This is a genomic window from Burkholderia sp. PR2 (assembly GCF_052372875.1).
GTDB lineage: Bacteria > Pseudomonadota > Gammaproteobacteria > Burkholderiales > Burkholderiaceae > Burkholderia > Burkholderia diffusa.
Map to the genome: position 1 here is coordinate 1,620,891 of NZ_JBQRWH010000004.1, position 15,494 is coordinate 1,636,384.

The window sequence follows — 15,494 nt, forward strand, 5'->3', positions numbered from 1 at the left end:
ATCCGGTCGTAAATACATCAGGACGAAACACCGTTTCGAAAAAACGGGCCTTGCCCGTTCATGACGACGCAATACAGGAAGAATGATGGTGATCGGAAACCTGACGATACGTGCACGCATCGGTTTGACGATGGCGTTTCTCGCGGTACTGCTGGGCGTGATCGGCGTGCTGGGCGTGTACGGGATGACGCGCGCGAACGACGCGACGCGGGAGATTTTCACGAACCAGATGCCGAGCGCGGTCGACGTGGCCGTTGCCGACACGTACGCGGCGCGCGAGCGCCTGGCGCTCGATCGCGCCGCGCTGCTGGCGGGGACACCCGAATCGGCTGCTGCGGTGGAGCGGAGCCGCGCGATGCGCGCGCAGTCCGACGAGTGGTGGAAAAAGTACCTCGCGCTGCCGCGCGATGCGGAGGAGGACCGACTCGCGCAGGACGTGTCCGCGAAGCGGCAGGCGCTACAGCGCAGTTGCGACACGTTCGGAGGCATTGTCGCGACGGGCGACCACGATCGGATCGGCGATGGCGCCAAGCAGCTCCAGGTGCTTTACAACGATCTCGCGGTTGCGAGCGAGGCGCTGCGCAATTTTCAGTTCACCGCCGCGCAGTCGGGCTTCGATCATTCGGAATCGACGTTCGAAACGCTGCGCTTGCTGTCGATCGTCCTGCTGGCGGCTGGTCTGGTTGCCGCGGTGCTGTCTTGGTTGACGCTCAGTCGTGCGATCGGCCGTCCGCTTGCGGACGCACTCGCGCATTTCGACGCGATCGCCGCGGGCGACCTGCGCCGCTCGATCGTGGTGCATCGGCGCGACGAAATGGGCCAGCTCCTCGACGGTCTCGCGAAAATGCAGCGCGGGCTGGTCGACACGGTGCGCACCGTGCGCGGCGGCAGCGAATCGATCGCGACCGCGGCCCGCCAGATCGCCGCCGGCAACATCGACCTGTCGTCGCGCACGGAAGAGCAGGCGTCCGCGCTGCAGGAAACCGCATCGAGCATGGAGCAGTTGACCGGCACCGTGAAGCAGAACGCGGACAATGCACGGCAGGCAAGCGCGCTGGCCGCGAACGCGTCGGAGATTGCAAACAAGGGAAATACGGTGGTCGGCCAGGTGGTCGGCACGATGGGCGAGATCAACGACAGCTCGGCGAAGATCGCGGACATCATCGCGATCATCGAGGGCATCGCGTTCCAGACCAACATTCTGGCGCTGAACGCGGCCGTCGAAGCCGCGCGCGCCGGCGAGGAAGGCCGCGGCTTCGCGGTCGTCGCGGGTGAGGTGCGCAGCCTCGCGCAGCGCTCGTCGAGCGCGGCCAAGGAGATCAAGGCGCTGATCGACGCGTCGGTGGAGCGTATCCGGACGGGCTCGACGCTGGTCGACGAAGCGGGCCGCACGATGAGCGACGTGATCGGTGCGGTGCAGCGCGTGACGGACATCATGGGCGAGATCGCGGCGGCGTCCGAGGAGCAGAGCGGCGGCATCGACCAGGTCGCGCGCGCGGTCGCGCAGATGGACGAGGTCACGCAGCAGAACGCCGCGCTCGTCGAGGAGGCGGCGGCCGCCGCGCAATCGCTCGATGAGCAGGCCGCGCGCCTGCGCGAAACGGCGTCGGTGTTCCGGATCGATGATGACGCGGCCGGGCCGGTCGCCGCCGCTGCGCGCCAGGCACCGCGCGCGGTGGCCGCATCGGCTGTCGTGCAGGCTGTCGTGCCGGCTTCGCCGCCCGCACCATCCGGGGCGCGCAACGACCGCGATGCAGCACCGAAGCGCGCGGCGCCGGCTCGCAAGCCGGCGGCCGCGGCCGCTGCACCCGCACCGGTGGCTGCGTCTGCCGGCGCTGACGACTGGGAAACGTTCTGAGTCGCGCGCGCCGCGCATCTATCCCCATTTGGCAGCACACGAGGCAGCACCCGAGGCAGCACACGACGCCCGCGACATGCGGGCGTCGTCGTTTCGACGGCCGATGAAATGTGACAGCGCGCGTGAACGTGCGTGCGTCGCCACGCGCGTTGCATGTGCGCATCCGCGCTACGGGTATCTCCGGACGATGCGAAAAAATTTTGTAACGGTGCGCGCGGCGTGTCGTCGAAAACGTCTGCTCGAACGTATAGGGATGAAGGGGGGAGTGAAGGTCGAGGCGACGACGGCGGAGGCATCCAACGTACGAGATGTTCCGATGCTCGACGAGACGCGGCGGATGCAGTTTCTGCGGCTCGGGAGATCGATTGTAAAGCGTCGAAATGCGTTGTCCAAGCGGTGTTGTCGAGAATGACGAACTTCATACGAAGAGTTCGTGAAAAAAAATAAGAAAGGGTTTAGGATGAATTCGAACGCGCTTGCTTCTGCGCAGTCATAGAAGGCAGGCACGTCTTCAGACTCAGGCGAGGGAGGTAGCATGGATATTTACAGCAGCTTCGCGAACCGCTTCGAAAAAACGCGAGAGGAAGAGTTCTCGCTGGAGGAGTACCTCGCGCTCTGCAAGAACGATCCGTCAGCGTACGCCACGGCTGGCGAACGCATGCTGGCTGCAATCGGGGAACCGGAACAAGTCGATACCCGCAACGACCCGCGCCTGTCGCGGATCTTCGCGAACAAGGTTATCAAGGTCTATCCCGCGTTCCGTGAGTTCTACGGAATGGAGGAAGTGATCGAGCAGGTGGTCGCGTACTTCCGCCACGCTGCGCAAGGGCTCGAGGAAAAGAAGCAGATCCTCTACCTGCTCGGCCCGGTGGGCGGCGGGAAGTCGTCGATCGCCGAGCGCCTGAAGCAACTGATGGAGCGCGTGCCGTTCTATGCGCTGAAGGGTTCGCCCGTCAACGAATCGCCGCTCGGGCTGTTCGACTACGACGAGGACGGCCCGATCCTCGAAGAGCAATACGGCATTCCACGCCGCTACCTGAAGAGCATCCTGAGTCCGTGGGCCGTCAAGCGCCTGCACGAATACAACGGCGACATCCGCCAGTTCCGCGTGGTGCGCCGCTATCCGTCGATCCTTCGGCAGATCGGCATCGCAAAGACGGAGCCTGGCGACGAGAACAACCAGGACATCTCGTCGCTCGTCGGCAAGGTCGACATCCGCAAGCTCGAACAGTACGCGCAGGACGATGCCGATGCGTACAGCTATTCGGGCGGCCTGTGCCTGGCGAACCAGGGCCTGCTCGAATTCGTCGAAATGTTCAAGGCGCCGATCAAGGTGCTGCACCCGCTCCTGACCGCGACGCAGGAAGGCAATTTCAAGGGTACCGAAGGATTCGGCGCGATTCCGTTCGACGGCGTGATTCTCGCGCACTCGAACGAGTCGGAGTGGAAGGCATTCCGCAACAACCGCAACAACGAGGCACTGCTCGACCGGATCTTCGTCGTGAAGGTGCCTTACTGCCTGCGCGTGTCGGAAGAGACGAAGATCTACGAGAAGCTGATCCGCAATTCGTCGCTGGCCGAAGCCGTGTGCGCGCCGGGCACGCTGAAGATGATGTCGCAGTTCTCGGTGCTGTCGCGCCTGCACGAGCCGGAGAATTCGAGCCTGTTCTCGAAGATGCAGGTGTATGACGGCGAAAACCTGAAGGACACCGATCCGAAGGCGAAGTCGTACCAGGAGTATCGCGATTACGCGGGCGTGGACGAAGGGATGACGGGCGTGTCGACACGCTTCGCGTTCAAGATCCTGTCGCGCGTGTTCAACTTCGATTCGAGCGAGGTCGCGGCGAACCCCGTGCACCTGATGTACGTGCTCGAACAGCAGATCGAACGCGAGCAGTTCCCGCCGGAGACCGAGCAGAAATACCTGTCGTTCGTGAAGGACGTGCTCGCGTCGCGCTATGCGGACTTCATTGGCAAGGAGATCCAGACGGCTTATCTCGAATCGTATTCGGAGTACGGGCAGAACATCTTCGACCGCTACGTCACGTATGCGGACTTCTGGATCCAGGATCAGGAATTCCGCGATCACGACACGGGCGAGAGCTTCGACCGCGCCGCGCTGAATGCGGAACTGGAGAAGATCGAGAAGCCGGCCGGGATCAGCAATCCGAAGGATTACCGCAACGAGATCGTGAACTTCGTGTTGCGCGCGCGGGCGGCGAACGCCGGGAAGAACCCCGTGTGGACGAGCTACGAGAAGTTGCGCGTCGTGATCGAGAAGAAGATGTTCTCGAATACCGAGGAACTGTTGCCGGTCATTTCGTTCAACGCGAAGGGGTCGGCGGAGGAGCAACGCAAGCATGAGGACTTTGTGAACCGGATGGTCGCGAAGGGCTATACGCCGAAGCAGGTGAGGCTGCTTTGCGACTGGTACCTGCGCGTGCGCAAGTCGTCATGACGCGCGCGGTACCGCGCCCGTACGGCGAGTCCGTACGGGCACCTTCAGAGGCGCCGCCCGCATGACGGCAGACGGCATGCGCGGCGAGTGCCCCGGCAGATCGATTTTCGAGCGGGAGACCGGGAGTGCTTCATCAAATCATCGACCGCAGGCTGGCCGGCAAGAACAAGAGCATCGCCAACCGCGAACGCTTTCTGCGTCGCGTCAAGAACTACATTCGTCGTGCCGTGTCCGACGCGGTGCGCGACCGTAGCATCAAGGATATCCAGAGCACGCAAAGCATCACGATTCCGCGCAAGGACATCGCCGAGCCGAATTTCCGGCACGGGCCTGGCGGGCGTCGTGAATACGTGCACCCGGGCAACGAAGACTACGTGCGCGGTGACAAGATTCCGCGTCCGCAGGGCGGCTCGGGTGGCGGCGGCAGTCAGGCGAGCAACGAGGGCGAAGGGCAGGACGACTTCGTGTTCGAGTTGTCGCGCGACGAATTCATGCAGTATTTCTTCGACGATCTCGAACTGCCGCGCCTCGTGAAGACGCACCTGCTGACGGTGCCGAGCTGGAAGAACGTGCGCGCGGGCTGGTCGGCGGAAGGCACACCGAACAACATCGACGTCGTGCGCTCGCTGCGCAGCGCGCTCGGCCGGCGCATCGCGCTCGGCTCGCCGCTCGTCAACGAGTTGCGCGAGCTGGAAGCGCAGCTCGAGGCGATGAAGCTCGACCCGGAAGACCGCCGCGCGGAAATCGCGACGCTCGAGGCCGAGATCCATCACCTGAAGGGGCGCATCTGGCGGATCCCGTTCATCGATCCGTTCGACCTGCGCTACATCAACCGCGTGAAGCAGCCGCAGCCGTCGAGCCAGGCCGTGATGTTCTGCCTGATGGACGTGTCGGGCTCGATGGACGAGCAGCGCAAGGATCTCGCGAAGCGCTTCTTCATCCTCCTGTACCTGTTCCTGAAGCGCAACTACGAGCGCATCGAGGTCGTATTCATCCGACACCACACGCGTGCCGAGGAGGTCGACGAAGACACCTTCTTCCATTCGACCGAAAGCGGCGGCACGGTCGTGTCGAGCGCGCTCGAGCTGATGCGCAAGGTGATGAACGAGCGCTACTCGCCGACCGAGTGGAACATCTACGGCGCGCAGGCGTCCGACGGCGACAACTGGACCGACGATTCGCCGAAGTGTCGCAAAATCCTGGAAGAGGATATCCTCACCAAGACGCGTTACTTCGCGTATATCCAGGTCGCACCCGAAGAGCAGAACCTGTGGCTGGAGTATGCACAACTGGCGCTGTCGCAACCGCACCTCGCGATGAAAAAAGTCGAATCGGCTGCCGACATTTACCCGGTGTTTCGCGAATTGTTCGAAAAGCAGGTGGAAACGTCATGACGACCCGCCATCTGCACAACGAGTCGCGCGGCTACGCGCCGCGCCCTTCCGGCGACGACACGGCCGGCCCTGCCGCATCGCAGCAAAGCGGCCGGACCGAGCCGGCGGCGCCGGCCGCCGACTTGCCCGGTGCCGGGCAGAAGGAAGCGCGTATGAACGTTGCCGAACGCAAGCCGCTGCCGTGCCCGTCCGACTGGACCTTTGAACTGCTCGAGGAATACGACACGCACATCTCGCAGGTCGCCGAGCAGTACGAGCTCGACATCTATCCGATCCAGCTCGAACTGATCAGCGCCGAACAGATGATGGATGCTTATGCGTCGGTCGGGATGCCGGTCAACTATCGCCACTGGTCGTTCGGCAAGCACTTCCTCGCGACCGAGAAGAGCTATCGCCGCGGCCAGATGGGGCTTGCCTACGAGATCGTCATCAACTCGAATCCGTGCATCGCGTATCTGATGGAAGAGAACACGATGACGATGCAGGCGCTCGTCATCGCGCACGCGGCGTACGGCCACAACTCGTTCTTCAAGGGCAACTATCTGTTCCGGCTGTGGACCGACGCGCACGCGATCATCGACTATCTCGTGTACGCGAAGAACTACGTCGCCGAATGCGAGGAGCGCTACGGGCTCGACCGCGTCGAGGAACTGCTCGATTCGTGCCATGCGCTGATGAACTACGGCGTCGACCGCTACAAGCGGCCGCAGAAGCCGTCCCTGTCGAAGGAGGCTGCGCTGCGGCGCGAGCGCGAGGCGTATCTGCAGTCGCAGGTCAACGAGCTGTGGCGCACGCTGCCGGGCAAGAAGCCCGAGCAGATGGAGGAGCAGGAGGAGCGCTATCCGCCCGAGCCGCAGGAGAACCTGCTGTATTTCGCGGAGAAGAACGCGCCGCTGCTCGAGCCGTGGGAGCGCGAAGTGATCCGCATCGTGCGCAAGATCGGCCAGTATTTCTATCCGCAGCGGCAGACGCAGGTGATGAACGAAGGCTGGGCGACGTTCTGGCACTACACGCTGCTCAATACGCTGTACAACCAGGGCAAGCTGGAAGACGGCTTCATGATGGAGTTCCTGCATTCGCACAGCAACGTGGTCTATCAGCCGCCCGTCACGAAGCCGTACTACAGCGGGATCAACCCGTATGCGCTCGGCTTTTCGATGATGAGCGACATCCGGCGGATCTGCGAGGCGCCGACGGAAGAGGACTACAAGTGGTTTCCGGAGATCGCGGGCACACCGTGGCTGCCGGCGATGCACTACGCGATGCGCAACTTCAAGGACGAGAGCTTCATCGCGCAGTACCTGTCGCCGAACCTGATCCGCGAGATGCGGCTGTTCTCGGTGCTCGACGACGACATGCGCGATTCGCTCGAGGTATCGGCGATCCACGACGAGTCCGGCTACCAGTACGTGCGGCAGGCGTTGTCGCGGCAGTACGACATCCATCACCGCGAGCCGAACATCCAGGTGTGGGCGGTGAATACGCGCGGCGACCGCAGCCTCACGTTGCGCCACTTCATGACCGACAACCGCCATCTGTCGAACGACAGCGACGAAGTGCTCAAGCACATGGCGCGGCTCTGGCAGTTCGACGTGTTCCTGGAAAGCGTCGACGAGGCCGGCACCGTGCGCAAGCGCTACGAGTGCCGCTACGTGCCGCCGGAGGTGCGTGTCTGAGCATCGAGACCGGGAATAGTTTGCACCGGACGCCAGCCTCGCGGCTGGCGTTTTCATATGACGAACGCGTGGCGCGAGAAAATTTTTCTACATCCGGACGAACCCGGAAAGCCTGTTACTTTACATTTCGCTAAAATCCCGTAGCGCCGTGCGCCGGAACCGGTGCCACGTGCGACCGCACGCGGCGGCCCCCAGCCGTCTCGCCCAGAAAGCACTAAAAGGAACAGACCAACCCATGGACGTCCAGACCGACCAAGCTGCGCTGTCCGCGCAAGACACCCGGCGGCGCGTATTCGCCATCGTCGGCGCCTCGTCGGGCAACCTCGTCGAGTGGTTCGACTTCTACATCTACTCGTTCTGCGCGCTGTACTTCGCACCGGCGTTCTTCCCGAGCGGCAACACGACGACGCAACTGCTGAACACGGCCGGCGTGTTCGCGGCCGGCTTCCTGATGCGTCCGATCGGCGGCTGGCTGTTCGGCCGCATCGCCGACCGTCATGGCCGCCGCGCGGCGATGATGATCTCGGTGCTGATGATGTGCGGCGGCTCGCTCGTGATCGCGGTGCTGCCGACCTACGCGCAGATCGGCGCGCTCGCACCGGCGCTGCTGCTGGTCGCGCGTCTGTTCCAGGGCCTGTCGGTGGGCGGCGAATACGGGACGAGCGCGACCTACATGAGTGAGGTCGCGCTTAAAGGGCGGCGCGGCTTCTTCGCGTCGTTCCAGTACGTGACGCTGATCGGCGGCCAGCTGTGCGCGCTGCTGGTGCTGGTGATCCTGCAGCAGGCGCTGTCGAATGACGAACTGAAGGCGTGGGGCTGGCGCATTCCGTTCGTCTGCGGCGCGGCGGCCGCGCTGATCTCGCTGTACCTGCGCAAATCGCTCGACGAGACGTCGACGAGCGCATCGCGCGACAAGAAGGATGCGGGCACGATCCGCGGCGTGTGGCGTCACAAGGGCGCCTTCTTCACGGTGGTCGGCTTCACGGCCGGCGGCTCGCTGATCTTCTACACGTTCACCACGTACATGCAGAAGTACCTGGTGAACACGGCCGGCATGCACGCGAAGACGGCCAGCAACGTGATGACCGTCGCGCTGCTCGTCTACATGCTGATTCAGCCGGTGTTCGGCGCGCTGTCCGACAAGATCGGCCGCCGCACGTCGATGATCCTGTTCGGCGTGTTCGCGGTGATCGGCACGGTGCCGCTGATGCACGCGCTGAAGACCGTGACGAGCCCGACGGCCGCGTTCGTGCTGATCACGATCGCGCTCGCGATCGTCAGCTTCTACACGTCGATCAGCGGCCTCATCAAGGCCGAGATGTTCCCGCCCGAAGTGCGCGCGATGGGCGTCGGCCTGTCGTATGCGGTCGCGAACGCGATCTTCGGCGGCTCGGCCGAGTATGTCGCGCTGTGGTTCAAGTCGAAGGGCAGCGAGGAAACCTTCTACTGGTATGTGACCGCGCTGTGCGCGATCTCGCTGCTCGTGTCGTGGCGGATGCGCGATCCGAGCAGGGTAGGGTATCTGCGTCACGAGCCGTGATCGGCGGGGCAGCCTCGCGAGGCTGCCCGCATCGACCGGCAACGTGCAACGGGACGGCGCTCCGCCTCACAGGCGGCGCGCCGTTTTTTCATGCGCGACGGCTTCGCATGGACGCGTGCAAGCTCATCGCGGTACGCGCGATATCGATATCGGAATCGCTTCGTTGTTCGCCGCGGGCGGTGCTTTTATTCTGAACCCGTAGTTCGTGTGACACCTCCTTGACTGGGATTCGCGCCCGCTGCGTGCAGCGGGCGTCTTTTTTTTCGAAGCGTTCCGCGGTGCCCGCCGTCTGCAAGACTCATCACGAAAGCCGCAGAGCAAAGCACCATTTGTTGGTTCGGAATCGCCGCACGCGCTGATACGTTAGCGGCTTCGCGACGACACACAGCGTCGCGATGTTCCTCGAACCGGCCGCCGCGCGATCCGCGGCGGCCTTCAAAACAATTCAGGTCGTGCTCATGAAAATCCACACTCTCGCTACGTGGCTCGTCGGGGCCGCCCTCGTCACGGCCGGCACGGTCGCGCACGCGGACCGCCTCGACGACATCAGGAAGGCCGGCGTGCTGCGCGTCGCGACCTTCGACAGCAATCCGCCGTTCGGCTATGTCGACGGCAAGAGCAATCACATCGTCGGCCTCGACGTCGACTATGCGAAGGCATTGGCCGACAAGCTCGGCGTGAAGCTGCAACTGCAGCCGACCAATCCTGCGAACCGCATTCCGTTCCTGACTTCCGGCAAGGTCGACCTGGTGCTCGCGAACTTCACGATCACCGACGAGCGCGCGAAGCAGGTCGACTGCAGCATCCCGTATTTCTCGTCGGGCCAGCAGTTTCTCGCGAAGAAGGGCGTGCTGAAATCGGCCGACCAGTTGAACAGCCTGCGCGTCGGCGCGGACAAGGGCACGACGAACGAAATCACGCTGCGCGAGAAATTCCCGAAAGCGACGATCGTCGCGTACGACGACACGCCGTTCGCGTTCGCCGCGCTGCGCGCCGGCAACGTGCAGGCGATCACGCAGGACGGGCCGAAACTGATCGGCCTGCTCGCGAACGTGCCCGACAAGCAGAACTACGAGATCCCGGCGTTCACGATCTCGAACGACTACATGGGCGTCGGCGTGCCGAAGGGCGAGACGCGCCTGCTCGGCTTCGTCAACGACACGCTGAAGAGCCTCGAGGCGAACGGCCGCGCGGGGCAGATCTACGACGCGTGGTTCGGGCCGACGACGAAGACGCCGCTCACGCGCATCTTCCGCATCGGCGACAAGACCTGAGTCCCACGCCAGGTGCGCCGCGTTCCGCCGCCGGCCACGCCGGTGCGCAGGGGCCGCGGCGCTTTCCGTTTCTTTTCGATCGCGCGCTTCGCGCGCGCACCACGGCATGCTCGGGTTGGCTCCCAAATATCTGTCCTGGCTCTGGCAGGGCTTCCTGCTGACGCTCGGCCTCGCGGCCGCGTCGGCGCTCGCCGCGACCGTCGGCGGGCTGCTGCTCGCCGTCATGCGACATACGCGCGGCACCGTGCCGCGTACGCTGGCGGCCGGTTACGTCGTCGTGTTCCGCAACACGCCGCTGCTCGTGCAGTTGTTGTTCTGGTATTTCGGCGTCGCGTCGTTGCTGCCCGATACGTGGGTCGCGTGGCTGAACGCGCGCCATCAACTGTGTGCGGGCCCGTTCACGCTTGCGTGGCCGTCGTTCGAGTTCGTCGCGGGCTGGTTCGGGTTGAGCGCGTATACGGCCGCGTTCGTCGCCGAGGAATGCGAAGCCGGGCTGCGCGGCGTGCGCCGCGCGCAGCACGATGCGGCTGCGGCGCTCGGCCTCACGCCAATGCAGTCGCTGCGCTACGTCGTGCTGCCGCAGGCCGTGCGCATCGCGCTGCCGCCGTTGTTCGGCCAATACATGAATCTCGTGAAGAACTCGTCGCTCGCGATGGCGATCGGCGTCGCCGAGCTGTCGTATGCGTCGCGGCAGGTCGAGACCGAGACGTTCAAGACGTTCGCCGCGTTCGGTGTCGCGACCGTGCTGTACATCGCCGCGGTCGCCGCGATCGAGGCCGGCGCATACGCGGCCACGCAATGGCGCGACCGGCTCGGGGCGGGGCGCTGACGATGGACTTCTCGCTGCTGCTCGACAACCTGCCGTACCTGCTCGTCGGCGCGTTCCCGGACGGCGCGCTCGGCGGTGCCGCGCTGTCGCTCATGCTCGCGATCGCGTCGGCGCTCGCGTCCGCGGTGCTGGGCGTAGCGCTCGGCGTCGCGATGGCGCTCGCGCGCGGCCCGCTGCGCGTGCTGCTGCTCGCGTTCATCGGCTTCTTCCGCGCGATTCCGGTGCTGATGCTGATCTTCTGGACGTATTTCCTGATGCCGATGCTGCTGCACATGGACGTGCCGGGGCTCGCGACGGTCGTGTGTGCGCTGGCGCTGATCGGCGGTGCGTATCTCGCGCATGCCGTGCATGCAGGCATCGTCGCGGCAGGCGACGGGCAGTGGCAGGCGGGGCTGTCGCTCGGGCTCACGCGCTGGCAGACCGTGCGCTACGTGCTGCTGCCGCAGGCGATCCGGATCATGACGCCGTCGTTCGTCAACCAGTGGGTCGCGCTCGTGAAGGACACGTCGCTCGCGTACATCGTCGGCGTGCCGGAACTGTCGTTCGTCGCGACGCAGGTGAACAACCGGCTGATGGTCTATCCGGCGCCGATCTTCCTGTTCGTCGCGGCGATCTATCTGGTGCTGTGCACCTCGCTCGACGGCGCGGCGCGCTGGCTGCTGTCGCGTCGCCCGCGTGCGGAGCGTGTCGCGCGGGCGGCGGCCGAGCGCACGGAACCCGCGCGGTGACGGCGGGCGCGTGCGAGGCATGCGGCGCATGGCTGGCGATGAAGATCGGTCGCTTGCGGAGATCCGCCGCGGGCCGCGTCGCCGCTGCTCGAGCGGCGACGCGCGTGATGAGGCTCGTGGTGCGTCGGCGTCAGGACGCGCTGTAGTGCGTATCGAAGACCGCGCGCAGCGTCGACGGACCGGTCGCGAAGTCGCCCCACAGCGGGCCGTCGGTCTGCGCGAATGCGAACGGCGTCGTACTGATCGACGCGAGGCGGAAGCGCCATTGCGTCGCTTCCTGGCGGAACGCGGTGAGCTGCATGTCGGACAGCCCGGTCTGCGCGCTCGCGAGCGTGACGAGCGGATCGACCGGATCGTTCGCGACGCGTACTTCGAAGTGCAGATGCGGGCCGGTGGCCGCGCCGGTCATCCCGACCGAGCCGAGGCGTTGCCCCTGCTTCACGGTTTCGCCGGTCTTCAGTCCGCGCGCGTACGCGGACAGGTGTGCGTAGTAGGTCGAATAACCGTCCGCGTGATCGACGATCACGTAGTGGCCGTAGCCGCCCGGATCGGTGCCGACGAACGACACGACGCCATCGGCCGCCGCATTGACGGGCGTGCCGGACGGCGCGGCGAGGTCGACGCCAGTATGGAACGCCATCGCCTGCGACAGCGGGTGGATGCGTTCGCCGAAGAAGGAGCTGATGCGCGTCCACTTGACGGGCATCGTGAACGCGGCCGCCTCCAGCGGTGCGCCGTCGAGCGTGTAGTACGCGCCGTGGTCGGCGCCCGGCGCGCGGAACCAGATCGCGCCGAACGTGCGGCCCGCGACGCGCAGCTCGAGCGCGGTGAGGTGCGGCGTGCCGTTGTTGGTGTCGTACGCGAGGCGGTAGTAGTCGCCGCGCCGTGCGCCGGCGCGCATATCGACCTTGCCGGTGACGAGATCGCCGAGCTGGATGCGCACCTCGGGCGGTACGTCGAGACGGTTCAGCGTATCGGACAGCGTGAGTTCGATGTCGCCCGCGCGCATCCCGTGCTGCTGTTCGGGCGGCGCGAACTGGAACAGGCTCGTATAGCCGAGCATGTCGTTGCGGTGCGCGCTGAGCGGCGCGAACAGGCCCGGCTGCAGGCTGCGCTCGCCGCGTTCATTGAGTTCGTTGCGCTCGCCGATCGTGCGCGCGAGTTCGCTCGTTACGAAATGCTGCGCGGTGGGAAACGGCGTGTCGGACAGCACGCGCTGCGGCAGCGCGGCCGTGCCCGAATCGACGGCCCCCGGCAGTTGCGAGACGGCCGGCAGCGCGGCGGCGAGACCGAAGGCGGCGAGGGCGCCGAGGACGGCGGCCGGCACGAGCGCGCGCACGAGGCGCTGCGCGCGGCCGGGCGCGAAAGCATCAGGGGTTGCGGCAGGCTTGACCAAAGGTGTCCACATCCAGGAAAGCGGTTCAAAGAGGTGTGGGCGGGAGCCATCGGCGGCATGTCCGCCGGGTGGCGACGGGGGCAGGCGACGGGCGTGCAACAAAACAGGCCCCGCCAGGGGCCCGTGTCGTTTCCGTTCGACCCAACTCGCGGGCAGGCCCGCTTCGAACGGCGGCGTGAACTTTCCGGGTCGCACCCGGATTACCACGAAGACGCTAAAGAAAGATGACAGCGTCAGTCTACCGATGTTCCGCGAAACGTTAAAAATTTTAAAGAGGGTCAGCTCATTCGTTTCGCACTGCGGTAAATCGGGTTAAATCAGCATTTATTGCGCGGCTTTTCGTCAAGCAGGCAATTTTTGCGCACGCACGCGTAGCGCGCTGGACGTTCTGACCGCGTCGAAGCCGGCGTCGAGCATTGCTTCCGCGTCGTTCCACACATTGCCGCGCAACCGGTTGGTCCAGATCATCGACGCGAACACGCCTTCGAGCAGCGACACGAGATAGACGGCCGCGAGATGCACGTCGAGATCGGCGGCGAGTTCGCCGGCCGCGATCGCGCGGCGCAGCAGCGCCTTGGTGATGCGCAGTATCTGCAGCTCGAGCAGCATGCGGCGCCGCAGCAGCGCGCCGTTCTCCTCGCTCTGTTCGCACTTCGTATAGAGGATCACGAGCACGCGCTGCATCGAGCCCGGCTCGCCGCATCGCTGCAGGTAGTGCGACGCCGCGCGGCGCAGCGTGGCGAACGCGGGCAGGCTGTCGACCGTGTCGAATCCTTCCGACGTGCGTGCGAACGCGCGGTCGCACATCGCGAGACACACTTCCATCTTGTTGCGGTAGTGGCCGTACACGGCGCCCCGCGACATCCCGGCGGCCTCGGCGAGGTCCGCCATCGCGGTTTGCGCGACGCCTTTCTCGAGCAGGACGAGCTCGGCGGCGTCGAGGATCCGGTGCTTGATGGCGAGCGATTCTTCCCGGGTCTTGCGGGCCATGGCGTGAATTTCCTTACAGTTCGCTGTCGCTTAATTGACACAGTGACGCGGTCGGATTGCAACCACATGTATTTAATCAGTCGTGACTGATTATAATCGGCCACCCTGAGCCGCCGCATTGTATCGGCGGCGAACGATCCGAGGTCATACATGAACAACAAACGCTCCCTGGGGCGCCGCCTTCGGCTGGCGCCGTTCGCGCTCGCAGCCATGCTGCTCGTGACCGGATGCGGAAAGGGCGAACAGGACAAGGCGCCGGAGGCCATTCAGCACGCGACGGTCGTCACGGTGCGTCCGACGGCCGTGCCGATGACCGTCGAATTGCCCGGCCGGCTCGACGCGTATCGGCAAGCGCAAGTGCGCGCGCGGGTCGCCGGCATCGTCACCGCGCGGACTTACGAAGAAGGCCAGGAAGTGAAGCAGGGCGCGGTGCTGTTCCGCATCGACCCGGCACCGCTGAAGGCCGCACGCGACGCCGCACAGGGTGCGCTCGCGAAGGCGCAGGCCGCCGCGCTCGCGGCGAGCGACAAGCGCCGCCGTTACGACGACCTGGTGCGCGACCACGCGGTCAGCGAGCGCGATCACACGGAGGCCGTTGCCGACGACGCGCAGGCGAAGGCCGGCGTCGCTTCGGCGAAGGCCGAACTCGCCCGCGCGCAACTGCAGCTCGACTATGCAACCGTCACCGCGCCGATTTCGGGCCGCGCGCGGCGCGCGCTCGTGACCGAAGGCGCGCTCGTCGGCCAGGACCAGGCGACGCCGCTCACGACCGTCGAGCAGCTCGATCCGATCTACGTGAATTTCTCGCAGCCGGCGGCCGACGTCGATGCGTTGCGCCGCGCGGTGAAGAGCGGTCGCGCGACGGGCATCGCGCAGCACGACGTCACGGTGACGCTGTTGCGTGCCGACGGCACCACGTACCCGCTGAAGGGCAGGCTGCTGTTCAGCGATCTCGCGGTCGACCCGACCACCGATACCGTCGAGATGCGCGCGCTGTTCCCGAATCCCGAACGCGAACTGCTGCCGGGCGCGTACGTGCGGATCGCGCTCGACGCGGCCGTCGACCAGCGCGCGATCCTCGTGCCGCGCGATGCGCTGCTGCGCACGGCCGACCGCACGTCGGTGCGCGTGGTCGGCGCGAACGGCAAGGTGAAGGACGTCGAGGTCGTCGCCGACCGGATGAGCGGACGCGACTGGCGCATCACGCGCGGCCTCGCGGGCGGCGAGCGCGTGATCGTCGACAACGCCGCGCAGTTCGCCCCCGATACCGCCGTCAAGCCCGTCGAGCAGGCAACGCCGACGAAGGCTGCGTCACAGGCGGCCGCCCGTCAAACCTGACCGGTTCACCGAG

The 15,494-nt window shown here is 65.4% G+C and carries 11 protein-coding genes; 9 read left to right on the top strand and 2 right to left on the bottom strand.

Going from position 1 to position 15,494, the window contains the following annotated elements:
• Positions 1-85: 85 nt before the first annotated feature.
• From ACT2FV_RS24805 to ACT2FV_RS24840, 8 genes are all read left to right on the top strand, one after another.
• On the top strand, positions 86-1,858 hold the full coding sequence (locus tag ACT2FV_RS24805) for a methyl-accepting chemotaxis protein (RefSeq protein ID WP_444504993.1): 1,773 nt from the start codon (positions 86-88) through the stop codon (positions 1,856-1,858).
• Positions 1,859-2,393: 535 nt separating this feature from the next.
• A complete protein-coding gene (locus ACT2FV_RS24810) occupies positions 2,394-4,316 on the top strand; it encodes a PrkA family serine protein kinase (protein ID WP_059606682.1) in 1,923 nt (640 codons plus the stop codon).
• Positions 4,317-4,441: 125 nt separating this feature from the next.
• Positions 4,442-5,710, top strand: coding sequence for a YeaH/YhbH family protein (locus tag ACT2FV_RS24815; RefSeq protein ID WP_059606685.1), 1,269 nt, complete (start codon positions 4,442-4,444; stop codon positions 5,708-5,710).
• On the top strand, positions 5,707-7,386 hold the full coding sequence (locus ACT2FV_RS24820) for a SpoVR family protein (RefSeq protein ID WP_059683304.1): 1,680 nt from the start codon (positions 5,707-5,709) through the stop codon (positions 7,384-7,386). The genes ACT2FV_RS24815 and ACT2FV_RS24820 overlap by 4 nt, the downstream gene beginning before the upstream one ends.
• 235 nt (positions 7,387-7,621) lie before the next feature.
• The gene (locus tag ACT2FV_RS24825) at positions 7,622-8,926 is read left to right on the top strand and encodes an MFS family transporter (RefSeq protein ID WP_444504994.1); all 1,305 of its coding nucleotides are present in this window, start codon (positions 7,622-7,624) and stop codon (positions 8,924-8,926) included.
• 458 nt (positions 8,927-9,384) lie between these two features.
• Positions 9,385-10,200 (top strand): ABC transporter substrate-binding protein, encoded by an 816-nt coding sequence (locus ACT2FV_RS24830; protein ID WP_444504995.1) that lies wholly within the window; start codon positions 9,385-9,387, stop codon positions 10,198-10,200.
• 106 nt (positions 10,201-10,306) lie between these two features.
• Entirely contained in the window at positions 10,307-11,029 is a 723-nt protein-coding gene (locus tag ACT2FV_RS24835) for an amino acid ABC transporter permease (RefSeq protein ID WP_444504996.1), read from the top strand.
• A gap of 2 nt (positions 11,030-11,031) precedes the next feature.
• Complete coding sequence (locus ACT2FV_RS24840; protein WP_124626130.1) at positions 11,032-11,757, top strand: amino acid ABC transporter permease; 726 nt, start codon at positions 11,032-11,034, stop codon at positions 11,755-11,757.
• Between the two features lie 130 nt (positions 11,758-11,887).
• Here ACT2FV_RS24840 and ACT2FV_RS24845 read toward each other — a convergent pair whose 3' ends face one another.
• Positions 11,888-13,165, bottom strand: coding sequence for a M23 family metallopeptidase (locus ACT2FV_RS24845; RefSeq protein WP_444504997.1), 1,278 nt, complete (start codon positions 13,163-13,165; stop codon positions 11,888-11,890).
• Positions 13,166-13,495: 330 nt separating this feature from the next.
• Positions 13,496-14,143: a TetR family transcriptional regulator gene (locus ACT2FV_RS24850; RefSeq protein WP_444504998.1), complete on the bottom strand. Its 648-nt coding sequence runs from the start codon at positions 14,141-14,143 to the stop codon at positions 13,496-13,498.
• Positions 14,144-14,293: 150 nt separating this feature from the next.
• Between ACT2FV_RS24850 and ACT2FV_RS24855 the strand changes: the two genes are divergently transcribed.
• The gene (locus tag ACT2FV_RS24855) at positions 14,294-15,481 is read left to right on the top strand and encodes a MexX/AxyX family multidrug efflux RND transporter periplasmic adaptor subunit (RefSeq protein WP_444504999.1); all 1,188 of its coding nucleotides are present in this window, start codon (positions 14,294-14,296) and stop codon (positions 15,479-15,481) included.
• Positions 15,482-15,494: the final 13 nt, after the last annotated feature.

Excerpts from the sequence above, each read along its gene's own strand:
- ACT2FV_RS24840 (WP_124626130.1), top strand. The coding sequence starts at position 11,032 with ATGGACTTCTCGCTGCTGCTCGACAACCTGCCGTACCTGCTCGTCGGC.
- ACT2FV_RS24825 (WP_444504994.1), top strand. The coding sequence starts at position 7,622 with ATGGACGTCCAGACCGACCAAGCTGCGCTGTCCGCGCAAGACACCCGG.
- ACT2FV_RS24805 (WP_444504993.1), top strand. The coding sequence starts at position 86 with ATGGTGATCGGAAACCTGACGATACGTGCACGCATCGGTTTGACGATG.
- ACT2FV_RS24835 (WP_444504996.1), top strand. The coding sequence starts at position 10,307 with ATGCTCGGGTTGGCTCCCAAATATCTGTCCTGGCTCTGGCAGGGCTTC.
- ACT2FV_RS24820 (WP_059683304.1), top strand. The coding sequence starts at position 5,707 with ATGACGACCCGCCATCTGCACAACGAGTCGCGCGGCTACGCGCCGCGC.
- ACT2FV_RS24810 (WP_059606682.1), top strand. The coding sequence starts at position 2,394 with ATGGATATTTACAGCAGCTTCGCGAACCGCTTCGAAAAAACGCGAGAG.
- ACT2FV_RS24830 (WP_444504995.1), top strand. The coding sequence starts at position 9,385 with ATGAAAATCCACACTCTCGCTACGTGGCTCGTCGGGGCCGCCCTCGTC.
- ACT2FV_RS24850 (WP_444504998.1), bottom strand. The coding sequence starts at position 14,143 with ATGGCCCGCAAGACCCGGGAAGAATCGCTCGCCATCAAGCACCGGATC.
- ACT2FV_RS24845 (WP_444504997.1), bottom strand. The coding sequence starts at position 13,165 with ATGTGGACACCTTTGGTCAAGCCTGCCGCAACCCCTGATGCTTTCGCG.
- ACT2FV_RS24855 (WP_444504999.1), top strand. The coding sequence starts at position 14,294 with ATGAACAACAAACGCTCCCTGGGGCGCCGCCTTCGGCTGGCGCCGTTC.